General features: G+C 58.6%; 19 protein-coding genes. 8 read left to right on the forward strand and 11 right to left on the reverse strand.

Annotation, left to right across the window (positions count from 1 at the left end; genetic code table 11):
• From AC5DB9_RS08875 to AC5DB9_RS08895, 5 genes are all read left to right on the forward strand, one after another.
• Positions 1-639: ABC transporter ATP-binding protein (locus AC5DB9_RS08875; protein WP_491732043.1), on the forward strand; the 639-nt coding region annotated here is incomplete at its 5' end.
• Position 640: 1 nt separating this feature from the next.
• Complete coding sequence (locus tag AC5DB9_RS08880; protein WP_022960654.1) at positions 641-1,543, forward strand: ABC transporter permease; 903 nt, start codon at positions 641-643, stop codon at positions 1,541-1,543.
• The gene (locus tag AC5DB9_RS08885) at positions 1,543-2,310 is read left to right on the forward strand and encodes an ABC transporter permease (RefSeq protein WP_272993968.1); all 768 of its coding nucleotides are present in this window, start codon (positions 1,543-1,545) and stop codon (positions 2,308-2,310) included. Before AC5DB9_RS08880 ends, AC5DB9_RS08885 begins: the two co-directional genes overlap by 1 nt.
• A 16-nt stretch (positions 2,311-2,326) precedes the next feature.
• Complete coding sequence (locus tag AC5DB9_RS08890) at positions 2,327-3,397, forward strand: ABC transporter substrate-binding protein (protein WP_272993969.1); 1,071 nt, start codon at positions 2,327-2,329, stop codon at positions 3,395-3,397.
• 150 nt (positions 3,398-3,547) lie between these two features.
• Entirely contained in the window at positions 3,548-3,841 is a 294-nt protein-coding gene (locus tag AC5DB9_RS08895) for a ComEA family DNA-binding protein (RefSeq protein WP_272993970.1), read from the forward strand.
• Positions 3,842-3,913: 72 nt separating this feature from the next.
• Here the strand turns inward: AC5DB9_RS08895 and AC5DB9_RS08900 are convergent, their stop codons facing one another.
• Complete coding sequence (locus tag AC5DB9_RS08900) at positions 3,914-4,837, reverse strand: glutathione S-transferase family protein (RefSeq protein WP_272993971.1); 924 nt, start codon at positions 4,835-4,837, stop codon at positions 3,914-3,916.
• 242 nt (positions 4,838-5,079) lie between these two features.
• Between AC5DB9_RS08900 and AC5DB9_RS08905 the strand changes: the two genes are divergently transcribed.
• On the forward strand, positions 5,080-5,379 hold the full coding sequence (locus tag AC5DB9_RS08905) for a hypothetical protein (protein WP_272993972.1): 300 nt from the start codon (positions 5,080-5,082) through the stop codon (positions 5,377-5,379).
• Between the two features lie 22 nt (positions 5,380-5,401).
• On the opposite strand, the gene AC5DB9_RS08910 is transcribed toward AC5DB9_RS08905, so the two are convergent.
• A complete protein-coding gene (locus AC5DB9_RS08910) occupies positions 5,402-5,524 on the reverse strand; it encodes a hypothetical protein (RefSeq protein ID WP_281168412.1) in 123 nt (40 codons plus the stop codon).
• Positions 5,525-5,773: 249 nt separating this feature from the next.
• Between AC5DB9_RS08910 and AC5DB9_RS08915 the strand changes: the two genes are divergently transcribed.
• Positions 5,774-6,079 (forward strand): LUD domain-containing protein, encoded by a 306-nt coding sequence (locus AC5DB9_RS08915; protein ID WP_084495692.1) that lies wholly within the window; start codon positions 5,774-5,776, stop codon positions 6,077-6,079.
• 150 nt (positions 6,080-6,229) lie between these two features.
• Positions 6,230-7,165 carry a glucokinase gene (glk, locus tag AC5DB9_RS08920; RefSeq protein ID WP_272993973.1) on the forward strand — a complete coding sequence of 312 codons (936 nt, stop codon included), beginning with the start codon at positions 6,230-6,232 and terminating at the stop codon, positions 7,163-7,165.
• A gap of 2 nt (positions 7,166-7,167) precedes the next feature.
• Here glk and AC5DB9_RS08925 read toward each other — a convergent pair whose 3' ends face one another.
• From AC5DB9_RS08925 to AC5DB9_RS08965, 9 genes are read right to left on the reverse strand one after another with little or no spacing between them, the layout of a single operon-like run.
• Complete coding sequence (locus tag AC5DB9_RS08925; RefSeq protein WP_272993974.1) at positions 7,168-8,178, reverse strand: LacI family DNA-binding transcriptional regulator; 1,011 nt, start codon at positions 8,176-8,178, stop codon at positions 7,168-7,170.
• Positions 8,179-8,196: 18 nt separating this feature from the next.
• Positions 8,197-9,480, reverse strand: a complete 1,284-nt coding sequence (locus AC5DB9_RS08930) for an MFS transporter (RefSeq protein ID WP_273009151.1) — start codon at positions 9,478-9,480, stop codon at positions 8,197-8,199.
• Positions 9,481-9,523: 43 nt separating this feature from the next.
• On the reverse strand, positions 9,524-10,570 hold the full coding sequence (locus tag AC5DB9_RS08935; protein WP_022960643.1) for a sugar phosphate isomerase/epimerase family protein: 1,047 nt from the start codon (positions 10,568-10,570) through the stop codon (positions 9,524-9,526).
• A complete protein-coding gene (locus AC5DB9_RS08940) occupies positions 10,567-11,751 on the reverse strand; it encodes a Gfo/Idh/MocA family protein (protein ID WP_272992627.1) in 1,185 nt (394 codons plus the stop codon). Before AC5DB9_RS08940 ends, AC5DB9_RS08935 begins: the two co-directional genes overlap by 4 nt.
• A complete protein-coding gene (locus AC5DB9_RS08945; protein ID WP_272992625.1) occupies positions 11,748-12,647 on the reverse strand; it encodes a ThuA domain-containing protein in 900 nt (299 codons plus the stop codon). Before AC5DB9_RS08945 ends, AC5DB9_RS08940 begins: the two co-directional genes overlap by 4 nt.
• A gap of 37 nt (positions 12,648-12,684) precedes the next feature.
• Positions 12,685-14,382: a GMC oxidoreductase gene (locus AC5DB9_RS08950; RefSeq protein ID WP_022960640.1), complete on the reverse strand. Its 1,698-nt coding sequence runs from the start codon at positions 14,380-14,382 to the stop codon at positions 12,685-12,687.
• Between the two features lie 9 nt (positions 14,383-14,391).
• Entirely contained in the window at positions 14,392-15,009 is a 618-nt protein-coding gene (locus AC5DB9_RS08955; RefSeq protein WP_022960639.1) for a gluconate 2-dehydrogenase subunit 3 family protein, read from the reverse strand.
• Positions 15,006-15,281 (reverse strand): hypothetical protein, encoded by a 276-nt coding sequence (locus tag AC5DB9_RS08960; protein ID WP_483151479.1) that lies wholly within the window; start codon positions 15,279-15,281, stop codon positions 15,006-15,008. The genes AC5DB9_RS08955 and AC5DB9_RS08960 overlap by 4 nt, the downstream gene beginning before the upstream one ends.
• Before the next feature lie 20 nt (positions 15,282-15,301).
• Positions 15,302-17,638: a TonB-dependent receptor gene (locus AC5DB9_RS08965; protein ID WP_272992620.1), complete on the reverse strand. Its 2,337-nt coding sequence runs from the start codon at positions 17,636-17,638 to the stop codon at positions 15,302-15,304.
• Between the last annotated feature and the right edge of the window lie 15 nt (positions 17,639-17,653).

The following is a 17,653-nucleotide window of genomic DNA, read 5'->3' on the forward strand; positions in this document are numbered from 1 at the left end:
AATCGTCCACGCCTGTTGCTGCTCGACGAGCCGCTGTCCGCGCTGGACGCAAAACTGCGCGAGCAAATGCAGATTGAGCTGATCAACTTGCAGAAAGAGGTCGGCATCACCTTTGTGTATGTCACCCACGATCAGGGCGAAGCGCTGGCGCTGTCACATCGCATAGCGGTGATGGAGCACGGCGAAATCAGTCAGGTCGACGAACCCTCAGTACTGTACAGCTGCCCGGATAACCGTTTTGTGGCGGATTTTATCGGCCAGTGCAATCTGCTCGACGGCAAGGTCATCGAGCAAGACGGTGAACGAGTGCGTATTGCGCTGGCGGGGCTCGGTGAGATGACCGTGCCCACCAACGAGGAAATCGACTTTCTGCCCGGCGATGCCTGCGCGCTGACACTCCGCCCGGAGAAAATCCGTCTGGCACGAGAACTGCAATGCGGCGACGACGAATTCCATGTGCGCGGCGAGGTGCACGACATGCTCTATCTGGGCGACGTCACGGTGTACATCATTGAAGCTGACGGTGTGCGTATTGAGGCGCTGCTGGCCAACAGCGCTCCCGGCCGCACCCGCCTGTTTGAGCCCAGTGATACCGTTGAACTGTGCTGGCGTTACGACGCCGGACACCTGGTGCGCTAGCGTGAAGAACCTTTCTGCCAAGCTGGGGCGCGCCCTGCTGTCGCTGCCCCCGGCGGCCTATTTGCTGCTGTTTTTCGCACTGCCGACGCTCATGATGCTGTTGGCTTCTTTCCGGTATCCCGGCGACTATGGCGGTCTCGCGCCCTGGTATTACCTGGACGATGGCGCGCTGAGTTTTGACCTCACCACCGAAAATTGGGCGCGACTGTTTGAGTCCACCATTTACCTCAGCCTGTTGATCAAGTCGCTGGGCTTTGCCTTGCTGACCACCGCCATCTGCGCCGTGATGGCCTACCCCCTGGCACTGACCATCGCCCGCAGTCCCAAGAAATACCGCGACCTGCTCCTGCTGCTGGTGATTCTGCCGTTCTGGAGCAACTTTCTGGTGCGCATCTACGCCTGGATGATTATTTTCAGCCCCCAGGGTGCCCTCACTGTCGCCCTTAACACCCTGCTGGAAAGCGTCGGCCTGCCCACCGTCAACCTGATGTTCAGCAGCACCGCCGTTATCACCTGCCTGGTGTATGTCCACCTGCCCTTTATGGTGTTGCCGCTGTACGCCAATCTGGAAAAACACGATCCGGCGCTGCTCGATGCCGCCCGCGATCTGGGCGCCAGTCGCCACCAGTGCTTCTGGAAAATCACCTGGCCACTGAGCTTGCCCGGCCTCTATGCCGGCAGCGTGCTGGTATTCATTCCCTCCCTCGGCATGTTCGCCATCCCCGACCTGCTCGGCGGCACCGAGGGCATTATGATCGGCAATGTCATCAAGCAGCAGTTTGTCGAGGCCCGTGACTGGCCCTTTGGCAGTGTGCTGTCGCTGGTGCTGACCGCCTTTACCCTCCTGCTGGTGCTGGTAGCCGGCCGCGCGGGCAAGGCCTCGGGCGGCAAGGAGGCGCGCTGATGAAACACAATGCCCTGCTGGTCAGCGCCACCCTGATGGTCTATGCCTTTTTGTATCTGCCGCTGATGGTGGTCGTGCTGTTCAGCTTCAATGATTCCAAGCTCAACGCCGAGTGGGTGGGCTTCACCCTGAAATGGTATGAACAGCTTTTCGATAATCCCGCCATGCTGAAAGCGGCGATGAACTCGCTGATTATTGCCACAGTTAGCGCGCTGTTGGCCGGCATTCTGGGCACACTGGCGGGCATTGCCATTCACCGCTTCCGGCAAAAGTGGCTGTCGGCACTGGTACTCGGCCCGGTGGCGATGCCCGATATTCTGATTGGCGTGAGTTTGCTGCTGATGTTCATGCTGATGAATATCAGCCTGGGTATGGTGTCGATTATCCTCGCCCACGTCAGCTTCAGTATTGGGTTTGTTGCACTGGCAGTGCAGTCGCGTATGGCGGGCATGGACGACAGCCTGATTGAGGCCGCCCGGGACCTGGGCGCCACACCGCTGCAAAGCTTCCGCCTGATTACCCTTCCACTGCTGATGCCCGGCATTATCGCCGGCATGATGATGGCGTTCACGCTATCTATCGACGATTTTGTTGTGACCTTTTTTACTGCGGGTGTCGGCAGCTCAACCCTGCCCCTGGAGATTTACTCCATGGTCAAGATTGCGGTCACGCCCGAAGTTAATGCGGTATCGACACTGCTGATGCTGTTGACGCTGATTCTGATCACCGCGCTTTCCCGCTTTTCGCCGCAAACGCTGCGAATCTAACCCGAGGATACACACCGTGAAATCCCTGCTGCGCTCTCTGCTGTTCAGTCTGTCCGTCGTCGCGGTGCCGGTTTCGGCCGCCGACAAAACCCTTCACCTGTTTAACTGGAACGACTATATCGCCGACGAAACCGTCGCCCGCTTTGAGTCCCAGTGCGGCTGCACCGTGGTGCAGGACTATTTTTCCGCCACTGAGGAAATGATGGCCAAGCTACTGGCTGGCGGCGGCGACTACGACATTGTCATCCCGACCCAGAATGCGGTTGAAGCGCTGATTGCCCAGGGCTTTCTGCTGCCGCTGGACAAGAGCAAACTGGACCGCATCGGCAATTTGTCACCCGGTTTTATGAACAAAGCCTACGATCCCGGCAACGTGTACTCGCTGCCCTATGCCTTCACCACCACGCTGGTCGGTTATAACGAGCAAAAGCTGGCCGAGCTGGGCATCGACCCCAGCGACTGGTCGGTGATCTTTGATCCCGCTGTGCTCAGCAAGATCAAAGGCAAGGTCACGGTGATGGACGATTCGGAAGAGCTGTTCGCCGCTGCCCTGAAATACCTGGGCTACTCGATTAATGACAACAACGAAGCGCACCTGAAAGAAGCCCAGCAGGTCATTCTCAAGGCAAAACCCTACTGGGCGGCGTTCAACTCATCGAGCTACATCAAGGAATTGACCGTCGGCAATATCTGGGTAGCCCACGGCTATTCCAGCGACATGTTCCAGGCACGCGCTGACGCGGCCGATGCCCAGCGCGACTTCAGCGTTGGCTTTGTGCTTCCCAAACAAGGCGCGGTGCTGGCACTGGACAATATGGTCATCCCCAAGAAGGCCCGCAGCCCGGAACTGGCCCACCAGTTCATCAACTTCATGCTGGCCCCGGAAAACGCGGCTGAGCTGAGTAACATCGTCGGCACCGGCAACCCCAACGCCGCTGCCCAGCCGTTTATCGAACCGGAAATTCTCGCGATCAATGCGATCTTCCCCAGTGAAGAACAACTGGCGCAGCTGGAAACCGTCGCCGCCAAGAAATCCCGCGAGCGCCGACTGGTCAGCCGTTTGTGGACAGAGGTAAAAGTCCGCTAAGTCGCCCCAGCGCCAACGAGAAGGCCCGCCACTGTGCGGGCCTTTTTATTCCGCATGCTGGAAGCCATTCCGACGAACTGCTGCTAGACTGAATTGGCGCCAACGGATGGCGCCCTACATTATCATCGTGAAACCAAAAGGACTTGTGCCATGCATACTCTTTCCCTGACACGCATTACTGCCCTGCTGACCCTGGTGATTGCCTTGCTGGGCGGTGCCAGCTTTACTCACGCTCTCGACGTCAACCGCGCCTCTGCAGAAGAGTTGACCGAACTCAAGGGTATTGGCCCCAAACGGGCCGAAGCCATTGTGCGCTACCGGGAGGCTAACGGGCCGTTTGCCAGCCGCGAGGCCCTGCTCGCCGTTCCTGGCGTCGGCCCCAAGCTGCTGGAAGATAACGCGGCGATGATCGAGCTGGGCTCAAGCTCCGCAAGCAAAAAATAGCGTACTGCGAGTTTCGCGTGCCCTCGCCGTGGGGGCACGCGAAGTCCGGAGGCTGCTGAGTGAAAAGATGGCTCAGCGGGGCGTAATCGAATAGTTCTTGCGCGGAAAATGCACATGCAGACGCCCGAACTGCGATGTATCGCGGGCAACAATAATCCGTGTATCAGTGACAGCGGCCAACTCTCCGCTGACCGGCACCAGGCCGTAATCCTCTGGCGCCACGTTTACCGTTGTGCCCAATGCCACCGGCAGGTCGTCGATACTGGTCGGCACGGCCACAGGCTCCGCATCGCGGGCGGCGGCAAAGGCCTCACCTTGAGAGATCTCCCGGCGATGACCCTGTCCAATCTCCGCGACACGCGCAAACCACGCCGTCACAACGGAGGGTGCCACCAGCGCGCGGCGGCTGACGTTCGCGTGCAACCAGAGTGGGTGGTATACCGACAGGTCCACGATGGACGGCGCATCACCACTCAGCCAGTCCTGATGCTGCAAGCGCGACGCCATTGCCGAAAACAGCTCGCTTAACACCTCTTTGGCACGTTCAGGGGTTACGCGACTGACTTTCCCGCCTTTTAGCAGGCTCGCCCGGTCTTTCATAAAACGGCTAACCCCGAAAGGGCCGAAGGCCATCAACATCGTTGTCAACGCACGCAACTTGGGCACCGCCACAATCGCCGAGAAGAACGCCTCACCTTCCGCCAGTGATACGAGCGACTGGTCCGCGTCATTCAATCCATAGGGCGACAGCGCCTGACAAGCCGTGCGCTGCGCGACTTCCTCGGCAATCACCGCCGAATCGCAGAAAATATCCGCACCGCACTGCGCAACAGGAATGCGGCGATATCCTCCCGCCAGCGGGTCAACATTCGGCCGGGGTGGCCACGGCGGCGACAACAGCGACTGCCACTCGCTATGGGTCACACCAAACATCAACCGCACTTTCTCCGCGTAAGGCGAGCGGTCGTAGTGGTGCAAAATAAACGCATCTGTCATTGTCATAGCTCCTCTTGGGCATTCGCTGCATAGCCGGTATCGGCCTTTTTAACACAGTAGAGAGACGTGTACGGCGGTCACGCGTCACAGCGATGTGCCTGCGGACAATTCTCCCTCGCCAGGGACAACCCCGGACTCGATACCGATAAGCGCGACAAGGCTGACCCGCGCTTGATCCAAATCAGCGCCCTCCCTCAAGCCGCGTTCTACAGTGACGCAATACCTGCAAGGGAGGAGCAACTGTGAACTACAAAAAAATGGCGGGCACTGCCGCAGTCTTTGTGTTTGCCGACCAACACGCCAACAAACCCGTTGAACGCCAGGGTGAGATATGGAGCGAGGAAGAACTTCACCTCAATACGCTTCCCGCCGAGCTGAACCCTAAACCCAGCATGGCCAGCAGCCTGGCACTGGAAGGACTGGAGAGCTACGACCCGCCGCGCCACGGCGACCTGCGGGATGTCAGCGCATTGAACGCCCGTTTTGTTTATATCGATGGCATCAAGGGCTGGGTAGAAGTCGCAACCACCGCGGGGGGCTGACTGAGCCCTTTGCCTAGTTGCCTCACACCGCCGCTAGATCAATGTCGACAGCGGCGAATACTGTTTCGCCGACATGGCGTTCGACAATGTGGGGAATGCTACAGCAGTGACTTTTCGATACGACGACAGCTACCTGAACATTCATGCCAATCGCTTTGCATACGTCACAACTAAACGACGTGGCGGCTTCAGGCGGCTGATACCACCACGACGGACCAACATCGTCACGCTACCGAAACGGCATCCATCTAACCCCCGTCGACATTGAATCCGGTGGTCGTCGGCGGGCGAATCTGACGGCCAACACCATCAGGCAACACTGTCTTGATATCTTGACGAACACGTTCCAGCAAGGGCCCACGCAAGCTTCCAGCAGCGCGAACAGGAAGTCACGCTGGACGACACAGCCTTTTATACTCGCGCCACCATCGCGGTTGCCGAAACAGGCAGTATCGGTGTGGACAGTCACGTCGCCGCAACACACAAGCTCTATCTCTGTGATCACCTGTACCTGGGAATCACGGAGCACAACATCGTGCGTTACTTGCACGATGCATTGCGCATTGCCGGGAACACGGGCGCGCGCGCCTTCCACTTGATTACCGGCCCATCGCGCACCGCCGATGTCGAGCAGACGATTCAAATCGGCGCGCATGGCCCCAAACAGCTTACCATCATGATCTATCGCGATGACTCATAAGCCCCCCATCTGATACCCCGTTGACGCAAAAGGTCATTGGCCCACTGAATGCATCTCGATAAACTTTGATACACACGATTTTCCGATTGATAATCGCGCTGCCGACGATCACCGCCTCGGCGGACGGTCACGGCCGAGCAAGGATTCCGTATGGCATTACGACTGATTGGTGACCTTGGCGGCACCAACTGTCGCCTCGCATTAAGCGAGGCCGGTGGGGCACCCGAACAGCTATGCAGCTTACGCGCCGCAGATTTTCCGACGCTGGAGGAAGCCGTACAGCACTACCTTGATGAAGTGAAAGCCAGTCCCGACGAAGCCTGCCTGGCCGTGGCCGGCCCGGTCAGCGAAACCCGCTTTCAGATGACGAATGTGGATTGGCAGTGCGACCGCCTTGCTCTGCAACGGCAATTCGGCATCCAACAGCTCGCCTTCATCAACGACTTTGAAGCCATCGCGCTGTCGCTTCCCGCCCTGCAAGACGCCGACCTGATGACGCTGGGCGGCAGTATTGATCTCTCTGCACCGATGGCCGTACTCGGTCCGGGTACCGGCCTGGGCGCCGCGCTATTGATCCCCTGCGACGGACACTTCAAAGCCATCTCTACCGAAGGGGGACATACGAGCCTTCAAGCGGAAAATGAGATCGAGCAACAGGTTTTCGCGTACTGGCGAGAACAGGGTATCCCGCTTTCCAGAGAGAGCTTCCTGTCGGGCATTGGACTCTACCGGCTGTATCAGGCGATCGCGCATATCAGCCATCAGCCTCTGCGCGCGAATAATGGCGGCGACGTCAGTGCACTGGCGGAAGCGGGAGACGCAACAGCCTGTCATGCCATTGCGATGTTTATGGGCTTGCTGGGTAGCGCCGCGGGGGATCAAGCCTTGGGTAGCGGCGCGCGGGGCGGGATTTTTCTGGCCGGGGGAATTCTGCCAAAACTGCGGCAACATCTGGCCAACAGCGATTTCCGTCAGCGTTTCGAGAACAAGGCGCCGATGGCGCATTACCTCCAGCCGATCGCCGTCCGGCTGGTCCTGCACGACAACCCCGGCCTGCTGGGCGCCTCGCAGTACACACTGCCCTGACGTCAGCCCCGTGCCGCGCTCGACTCGCGAACAACCAGCTCGTGCGGCAGTACGATACGCGAATCCGCAGGCGTATTGCCCGCCAACATCGCCAGCATCATGGTCATGACCTGCTCACCAATGCGGTTACGCGGCTGGTGTACGGTGGTCAGTCGCGGATGGGTATAGGCCGCGAAGCCGATATCATCAAAGCCCACTACCGACATGTCACCGGGCAGGCTTAAGCCCGCTGCGTGGCAGGCCTGCATCGCGCCAATCGCCATCTCATCGTTCGCGCAAAAGAGCGCTGTCGGCGGATTCGCCGCCGCCAGTAAGGCCGCGGTGCAGTCATAGCCTGAAGCAAGGGTAAAATCTCCCTGCTTGATCAGTGCGGGCTCCACCGTCAGCCCCGCCTCTTTCAAGGCTTGCTCATAGCCTTGCAGGCGATCTTCACAAAGCGGTGATTCACTCGGGCCGTTCACGTAGGCAATGCGTTGATGCCCGAGCTCAAGAAGATGATTGACGGCATCTCTGGCCGCCGCGACGTTATCAATGCACACCGTGGGCACCGGAATTTCACCGTGGTACTCACAGGCCATAGCGAATGGCGGCCAGTCGGGGTCGAGAGTCTTGCGCCCTTTTCGATAGCGGAATGGGATATTGCGTCCCAGGCAAATCACGCCATCGGCCTGCCGCTGGGAGACCAGATCGGCATAGGCCTGCTCCCGCTCCTGCTCTCCCTGCGTATCCCCCAGCAGAATACGGTATTGATGGCGACTGGCGACCCGTTCGATACCTTGAATAATATTGGAGAAGAAGGGGTTCGCAATATCCGGCACCAGCACAACGACCATATTGCTACGGCGACGGCGAAAATTCCGGGCCAGAGTATTGGCAACGTAGCCGCTGGTTTCCACCGCTTCCATAACCTTTTTACGGGTCTTTTCCGACACCTTGTCCGGCTCGGCCAATGTGCGAGAGACGGTGGCAATCGACACCCCCGCCATCTTCGCAACATCCTTTATCGTTACCATTCAATCACTACTCTGCAATCATTCTTTATGCTGGCGACGATCGCGCCACCACACCAGACCAAACACCGGCAGCAGCAACAGGGGAAGTATCGCTACGGCTTGAAAAGACTCCACCGAGGCATAACGCAATACGGCGTCCAGTTCCTCTCCACCGAGGGTCGACAGCCGCGCGACACCGCCAGCGGCCTCTATTTTAGCGCTGTCAAAAATCGCGCCCATCTGCGGCAGTACAAACTGTATCGACAGGCCTGCGGCAAAGCCGGTCAGCCCTAAAAACAGCGCCCCGCCTTTCGGGTAACGCTCGCTGACCACCGACAGCATGGTCGGCCAAAAATAGCACACTCCCATCCCCCATACCGTCGCAGACAGGAAGGCCGTCAACGGCGATGTCGACAAGCTCAGGCCGTACAGCCCCAGCGCCGCGAAAATACAACCGAAGAACAGCAAGCCAACGGAAGAGATATGCTTGGCAATCGCACCGGCAAAATGGCGCATGACAAACATCAGCATACTGACATAAATCAGTACCAGAATGCCCGGCATCCCCACAATATTGGTCAAGGACAGATCAACCCACTGCCCCGGAGCCAGCTCCGCAGCCGCAGTGATCATCATACAGAAGAACCAGATGAAATAGCCGGGAGCCCGGAACAGCTCCTTGAACATATCGCCGTAGGACACGCCTGACTGCACGCGTTCGGAAACGGGAAACTGCGTAGACAGGGTGAGATAGGCAAGCCAGCAGGCCGGCAACACCAGCATCAGCAAATTGACCTGCCAGGGCAGACCCAGCTCGACAAACGCCAGTCCGGCAATGCCGCCCACCACAATACCGGCTGGCCACCAGGCGTGCAGAATATTCAGTCGATGGGTCTTTTCCTCGGGATAGACCGCCGTAACCATCGGGTTGCTGGCAGCCTCCACCGCGCCCCACCCCAAACCGGTTAACAGGAAGCCGGCAAAAATCAGCCAGTAGCTGAGCATGGAAACCGGCATAAAGGACACCGCCAGTACCAGCGCACTGCCGATAATATAACCCAGCGCCGAGAAAAGCAGCATGACGCGCATACCAATACGGTCAACCAGTGCACTGCCAAATAACAGGGTCAGAGCGAAGCCGATAAACGTTGCCCCCAGTACCTCGCCGACCAGCCCCGCCGAACGCGCCAGATCCAACTGATTGAATAAATCGTTTTGAATGTCGGAGGCGATGCTGGCGCGCACAGCGAACCCCAGACCAATCATAAAGATCGACAGATTCCCGACCAAAAATAGACGTTTGCGATCCAGTGCATCGCTCATGTGGTGATTTCCCCGTTATTAGTATGTAGACGTCGCCAGCCCGCTAGCTCAAGCCCAGGACTCGGCGATTAAAAACCTCGTCACTGCCAACACCGGCAAAATCGTCAAAGGCGCGGTCCGTCAGTCGTATCATGTGATCGCGAATAAATGGCGCGCCCTCCCGCGCGCCATCCTCGGGATGCTTCAGGCAGCACTCCCACTCCAGTACCGCCCAGCCTTCGTAGCCGTATTGAGCCAGCTTGCTGAAAATCCCTTTGAAGTCGACCTGTCCGTCGCCCAGAGAGCGGAAACGACCGGGACGATCGACCCAGGCGTCATAGCCGCCGTAGACCCCGCTTCGACCATTCGGGCGAAACTCGGCGTCCTTCACGTGAAAAGCTTTGATGCGCTCGTGGTACAAGTCGATAAAGGCCAGATAGTCGAGCTGCTGCAGCAGCAGGTGGCTGGGATCGAAGAGGATATTCGCGCGCGGATGCTGATCCACGGCCTCCAGAAAACGCTCAAAACTGGCGCCGTCATGCAGATCTTCACCGGGGTGAATTTCAAAACAGCAGTCCACCCCTGCCTCATCAAAGGCGTCCAGAATAGGCCGCCAGCGTTTACCGAGTTCTGCAAACCCGCTGTCAACCAGCCCGGCCGGACGCTGTGGCCACGGGTAGAAGGTTTGCCACAACAGGGCGCCGGAGAAGGTCGCGTGCGCCGTTAACCCTAAGCGCTGACTCGCCTTCGCGGCCAGCATAAGCTGGTCGACCGCCCATGCCTGACGCTCGGCGGGCTTGCCGCGCAATGCCTGCGGCGCAAAGCCGTCCATCAGTTCATCGTAAGCGGGATGCACGGCAACCAACTGCCCCTGCAAATGCGTGGACAACTCGGATATCTCCAGCCCCGCCGCGTTGACCTGGCCTTTCAGTTCGTCACAGTAATCCTGACTCTCCGCCGCCAGAGACAGATCGATAAGATTGCGCTCAAAGCTCGGCAGTTGAATCCCCTTGTAGCCGAGTTCAGCGGCCCATCGGCACAAGCCCTCCAGCGTATTAAAGGGCGGCTCAGCACCGACAAACTGAGCAAGAAATATAGCCGGACCTTTCATAGCTGATTCTCCAACGCCATCAAGGCGGGTAAGCGGTGCCATTTCTGATCAGTGCTTGCGGCGCTGACCGTCGCTTCAATAAAACGCATACCGCGCAGAGCATCGACGATGTCAGGGACATCGCTCTCGATCGCCGTTGCGGCCCGGCCTTCCAGCCGCGCGCGAATCTGGCCCGCAAAATTACGGTAGTGGTTGGCGAAGGCTTCGAGATAGCCCTCGGGGTGTCCGCCGGGCGTGCGGCAATTGGCGAGCGCAAGCTCCGTCAGGCCCGGACCGCCCGCACGTAACATCTCGGTGGGGCGATCAATCCACTTCAACCACAAGGTATTGGGCTCGTGTTGCTGCCACTCCAAGCCGCCTTTTTCACCATAGATTCTGAGCTTCAGATTATTCTCTTCACCGGCGCAGATCTGGCTGGCAATCAACACCCCGCGCGCGCCATTCTCAAACCGCAGCAGGACCGTGGCATCGTCATCCATTTGCCGACCGTCTACCACGGCATTCAAGTCGGCGCAGATTTCGCAGATCGCCGTACCGGCCACATATTCACTGAGCTGAGCGGCATGCGAACCGATGTCGCCAACACAGCTACTGACACCCGCCTGATTGGGGTCGAGACGCCATGCCGCTTGTCGGCTATGGGCCTCGATGCCCGCCTCCGCCAGCCAGCCCTGGGGATACTCCACCAGCACTTTTCGCACACGCCCGAGCGCGCCCGCAGCGATCATACTGCGCGCCTGCTTGATCATCGGATAACCGGCATAGGTGTGGGTCAGACCGTAGAGCAAACCGCTTTGCTGAAGGCTTGCGGCAAGCTGCTCGACTTCGTCCAGCGACTTGGTCGCAGGTTTGTCGCTCAGCACATGAAAGCCATGTTCAAGCGCCGCCTTGGCAACCGGAAAGTGACTGTCGTTCGGGGTCACAACGGCGACAAAATCCATGCGCTCCCCGTCGGGAAGCGCGGCTTCGCCTTGCATCATCGCCCGATAGTCGGGGTAGACCCGCTCGGCGGGCAAATGCAAGGACTCGGCAGTTTCCCGACTCCGCTCGGGGTCTCGGGAGAAAGCCCCGCAAACCAGCTCAACCTCACCATCAAGACGTGCCGCCAGACGATGAATAGGACCGATCATCGAGCCGGGGCCACCCCCGACCATCCCCATACGAATCTTGCGACGCATCATTCGCCTCCCTCATCACTCGCGACCGCCTCGGCGTCGGCCTGCGGTTCAGCAGCGCCGCGCACCCAGTGCATGGCCTTGACGAGAAAGGCCTGATACATCGGCAATTCATAGGTATAGGGCTGATGACCAATGGCACTGTAGAACACCCGCCCTTCAGCCAGCTTGTGCCGCCAGGCAATGGGGTGCTCGCCCTCCATGTGGTCGTTACCGAAGAAGTTTTCGCCCTTGATGCGGTAAGAGTCCTCGTCGAGGGTCAACAGAATTTCATAACCTTTATCACGCGGGTTATTGGCAAAGGCGTACCACTCTTCCTTTTCCACCGTCCATCGCGCGGGCAGATGATCGGTAACGGCCAGAGTGTCATCGGCCACAAGGACATCGGCATCCTGAAACTGCGGGTGCATGGTGTGACCAATAAACTGTGCGCCCAGCAGGGTGTCGCCATACCAGGACCACAGGTAGCTATGGTCGCCGCCCGAGGCATGAATCCCCAGCCAGCCGCCACCACTTTCCAGCCACTGTTTCAGTGCCGCGCGTTGCGGCTCGGTCAGCACATCACCCGACACATTGTTCCAGATAATGAAATCGAACTGTTCAAGCAGCTCTGGAGAATGCACGGCCGCATTATCCGTGAGGTACGCTTCCCAGCCCTGCTCGGCGATCAGTTTGCCCAACACGCGCTTGGCCACGGGAATCGCATCTTTATGAATAAAGCCGTTGGTCTTGGTGAATACCAGCACCGCCGGCTTGCTGAAGGTCGGCAAGGTCGGCGGCATGGTGTCATAGTCGTAGCGCGGAAAGACTCCCATAGACCGGAGCTGGTAGTACGCCGTTCCGCCAAGCAGGAGTACGACGGCCAGCAGCGTCCAAAGGCTGCGCTTTATCCAGAGTTTCATTGTTGAAATACACCTCGTGAAAATCGCGTGGAAACGCTCACAAATTCCCTGCCTGCATCTGCTTCACCGCGTAGTCGCAGGCGCGCGCGGTCAGCGCCATGTAGGTGAGCGATGGATTGACGCAGGATGCGGAGGTCATGCAGGCGCCGTCTGTCACAAACAGATTGGGCACATCGTGGGCCTGGTTATGGCCGTTGAGCACCGACTCGGAAGGGTCCGCACCCATGCGCGCTGTTCCCATTTCGTGAATACCCGCGCCCATGGGACTTTCCACCTCTTCCTGCGGCATGATCCAAACCGAACCCGCCGCCCGCATCAGACGCTCACTCTGTGCAACCGCGTCCGCCCAGAGCTTGTATTCGTTGTCTCGCCACTGGGCGTCGAAGACCACTTGGGGAATGCCAAAACGGTCTTTTTTGCTGGGATGTAAGTAGAGGCGGTTGCGCTTGTCAGGCAGCGCTTCGCCAAACGGCGTGAGCACCCAAATCCAGGGACCGGGTTTTCTCAAGTCGTTTTTGAGGTCGGCACCAAAGCCTTTGCGGTGGTAACTGGTTTTCCAGTTCAGGCGCACGATATTGGCTTGCATGCCATAGCCCCGCAGGAAGTCAGTACCTTCCTCCTGCCCCGGTAGATTGCGGAAGCGCGGGATGTAGCAGCCATTGGGGCGGTTGCCGTACCAATAGCTGTCCATGTCATCGAGGAATATCCCCATCGACGCATTGCCGTGCACGTGGTCCATCAGATAATGGCCCAATGCCCCGCTGCTGTTTGCCAGGCCATTGGGCGCCTCATCGGAGGCAGAGTTGAGCAGTAACTGGGTACTGCCCACCGTGGACGCGCAGAGAAAGACCAGTCGCGAGCGAAAGCGCAGTCGCTCACCCGTTTTACTGTCGATGACGCGCACTTCGGAAATTTTTCCGCTGTCGCGATCAACGATCAGCTTTTCCACAACCGAGTCGGGGCGCAGCGTCATATTGCCGGTCGCCCTTGCCGCAGGCAGTGTCGAGCTCTGCGAGCTGAAGTAGCTGCCGGTAGAGCAGCCTCGGTGGCAGGGACCGCAGTAGTGACACGACGCCCGGCCATTATGGTCTTCCGTGAGAATCGCCGCCCGCCCGATGGTCATTTTGGCGTCAGGGGCTTTGCGCTTTAAGCGACCGCGAATGGTTTCCTCAATTTTGTGCATCCCCATCGGTGGCAGGAATTCACTGTCAGGCAGCTCGTCCAGACCGAGCTTTTCACCACTGACACCGATAAAGTTTTCTACATAGCTGTACCACGGCGCGACATCCTCGTAGCCAATCGGCCACGGGGTGCCGTGACCATCGCGCTTGTTCGCCTCAAAATCCTGCTGACTCCAGCGGTAAGTTTGCCGCCCCCACAGCAGCGAGCGCCCGCCGACAACATCGGCACGAACCCAGTGGAAGGGCTTATCAGTCTGGTAGGGATTCTGCTGGTCGTTAACGAAAAAGTGGCGTGTCGCCTCGTTAAAGGCATAGGAGGTACTCTGTACCGGGTACTGTTCTTTATAGAGTTCCCGTGGCGGTTTGCCCTGAAACGGCAATTTCCAGTCGGGGGCGTGCTCGCCGAGATAGTCCACACCGTGACGCACATCGCGGCCACGTTCCAGCACCAGCACCTTCAAACCTTTTTCCGTCAGCTCTTTCGCGGCCCAGCCGCCAGTGATTCCCGAGCCGACCACAATGGCATCAAACTCATACTGCTTAACGTCAATCATCGCCATTCCTCAAATCATTACCGACATCCAGCTGCTGTCGTCATCGTCCAGCTTGCGGTGTCCATCAAATTTCATCGGCATGGCCTCGTAACGCAGCACCTGCGTGCCGCCCACCTCGGAGGTAAAGAAGCCCCAAATCGTCAGTTCTTTAAGCTGGCAGATAAATGGCGCATCGCTGACATACACCGGGATTTCGCCAAAGGCGTACCAGCTGGAATCAGAGGCCTCGCGCTCCAGATCGTCGAGAATGTCAACACGGGTCGATTCGGGCAGCTCATCGAACGGCTGCTGATACTGCTCCTGCACCGTGGTCATCAGTGCATTGAAGCCTTCCAGAAAGAGTCGGCGCTCGTCCTCGTTCAGCCATTCAAAGACCATCAGCTCGACAAAGCGCGGCACACCGGCATCCATCGCCCCCGGCGTTTCGGTGCGCGGAATAATCGTCTCGGTCAGCATGGCCAGCGTGCTTTTCTGCGCGGCCGTGAGGTACTCGACCTTGTGGTCAATATAGTTCGGTGCCGCCGCCAGATGCTGACGCTGCTCATGGGTCAGCGATACCCCCAACTGACTGGCACTCGCGCCTGCAATCAGCAGTGCGGCGCACTCAAGAAACTCTCGCCGGTTCATCCCCGTCCTCCTATTGCACTGCGCAAAAAACGCCACCAGGGCAGCGCCACCAAGGCTCCCACAAGCAGGCAGGCAAGCCACTGGTATTCCCAACTTCCGAAATAGTAGGCCGCCGCCTTAAACGCGCTGTAGCCGTAATAAATCGCGCCGAATCCCGTCAGGTGGTAAAGCTCATAAAACAGTGTTGCCGTCGCCCCGAGCAGCGCATACAGGTAGAGCGCCAGCGCGACCCCCAGCAACACGCGCGTGGGACGAATAGAAGAGGTCGCCATCGCAATGGGCTCCTTGTTCATTAAAATCTCAGCTCCAGTTCCACACCGGAGGTTCGCGGCGGCAGATTACCGACCAGAGTCAGCTGATTGGGCCGGTCGCTACCCAGGAACAGCGGCGCCGCCGAGAAGAACAGATCGCTGTTGTCTTCGAGGTTCTCCACAAATGCGGTGATCTTCACCTGCCCGCTGACATGCTCCCAGCCCAGTCGGACCGAACTGTTGGTATAGGCTTCGACAACATCCTCGTCATTGCCCAGACCACGGCGGTTAATTTCATCCGTCCAACTGGTTTGCAGCGAGGCCGTCAATCGTCCCCAGTCGTTCAGATCAATCAGGTAACTGGCCAGCAGCGATACCGCAAACTCCGGTGATGCAGGCAGCGTCGCGCCGGAGAAGTCGAAGGGGTTTTCGGCATCACAGCCCGGTGCCGGATCACCCTGCTCACGCACCGGATCATTGCCGCAATAACGGTCATAGCTGGCATCGGTCCAGGCAAAACCGCCCATCAGGCTGAAGCTCGCCGTCGGCATCCAGCGCACATCCATTTCCAGCCCTTGAATTGTCGCTTCGGCCGCATTCTCGGTAATGACACCGCCGGGGGTAATCTGGCTGACCTGCAGGTTCTGGTAGTCGTACATGTACAAGGCCATATTGGTCTGCAGACTCTGTTGCAAAAAGCTCGCCTTCCAGCCCAGCTCGATAGAATCCAGAAACTCGGGATCGACCGGATTCTGCAGCACCCCTTCATCGAGGGTTTCAATGCGCTGCGCCAGTCCCGGCTTGTAGCCGCGCGCGGCCTTCACATAGGCCATACCGCTTTCACTGTAGAACCAGCGCACACCCAGCTCGCCGGTGGTTTCTTCGAATGCCGCGTACTGGTTGATGTTCTCTTCCTGCACCAGCGGGAAGGTGCCGATGGGCGTTACCAGTGCGTTCACCGAGCTGTCGGTTTCGTTGGTGAATTCATCCCGGTTATGACGAATACCTGCCGACACCTCAATGTTGGGCAGCCCAAGCAGCTCGCCCAGATCCATATTCATATTGAAGAAGGCCGCCTTGCTGTCATCAACAATATGGATGCCATCAATCCGCACTTCGGCGGTAATCGGCATGGAGACGAAGTCCAGCCAATCGGGAAGGCCAACCGTTGAGGCCGACAGGTGACTGCGAACATCAATGGCCTGATTCCAGTCATCCACTTTGCGATAGGCAAAAAAGCCCAGCAACCAGTCGAAGCCGCTGGCGTTGGTAGACACAAAGCGCAGCTCTGCGGAACGGCGAACATCGCTGGGGTGCTCGGAAAGGCCATCGGTGATGGCTGCCTCGGTGCCGTCAAGGTCGAACACCGAGCGCCAGTCGCGACGCATCTCGCCGCCGACAAACACCACGTCCATACTGCCCAGCAAGGGCAGGTCTTCGAGCGACCAGGTGATGTCGCCCGACACCCGTGTAAAGTCTTCTTCGAAATTGCCAAAACGCTCATGCGCTGTGGAACGGACGATCGTCAGATCGTCGGGCAGCGACTCGGCCCCCAACTGCTCCAGCTCGCCGCTGTTCCTGGTGGCCCTCGAGGGCGAAAAAACGGTATTCGTGCCATTGGTACGATACTGGTACTTGATGGCCCGCAGACCAAGCGCGAGGGAATCCGTCAGCTGACTGGTCAGGTAAATGCGCAGAAAACGATCCTGCAGGTTGCCCGGATCGGCGTCATCGGGAGTCAGCAGATTGTTATAGGTACCGTCTTTCTCGCGCGCTACTGCCGCCACCCGCGCCAGCAAACGGTCGTCATCCTCACCGAGCAGCGGCATGTTCACATAGGCGCGCAGCTCCTTGGAGTTGAGATCCGTTTGCCGATAACTGCCGCCGACACCCCACTCCAACTCCGGCTTTCGCCATTTGGCGTTGATCGCGCCGGCGGTGGCATTGCGCCCATAGGCGGTGCCCGACGGACCGCGCACCACCTCAACGGCCTGAAGGTCGTAATACGGCTCGCCGCGCATATCCAAAAACATATCGTTCACATGGAAGGCCACTGGCGACGGGCCGTCGCGCGTGCGACTGATACCGCGAATAGCCACTTGCTCGCTGCCGGCCTCTTCCCCCTGCACCACCATGCCGGGCATGAGTTCAGCCATGCTGCGGAAATCCTGAATATTCTGCTCAGCAATCATTTCGCCCGAAAGCGCTGACACTGACCCCAGCACATCCTGAAGCGACTCGCTGCGTTTGGAGACGGTGACAACCACCTCTTCAATACGCAGTCCCGAATCCGTCACGTCGGGATAATCCTCAGCATGGGCAGAAATAAAAAACAAAAGCTGCAGCACAACGGCCACAATCAGTGAGTATTTTTGCATGGGTAAAGGTCTCCA

The sequence above is a fragment of the Spongiibacter sp. genome, from assembly GCF_984394615.1.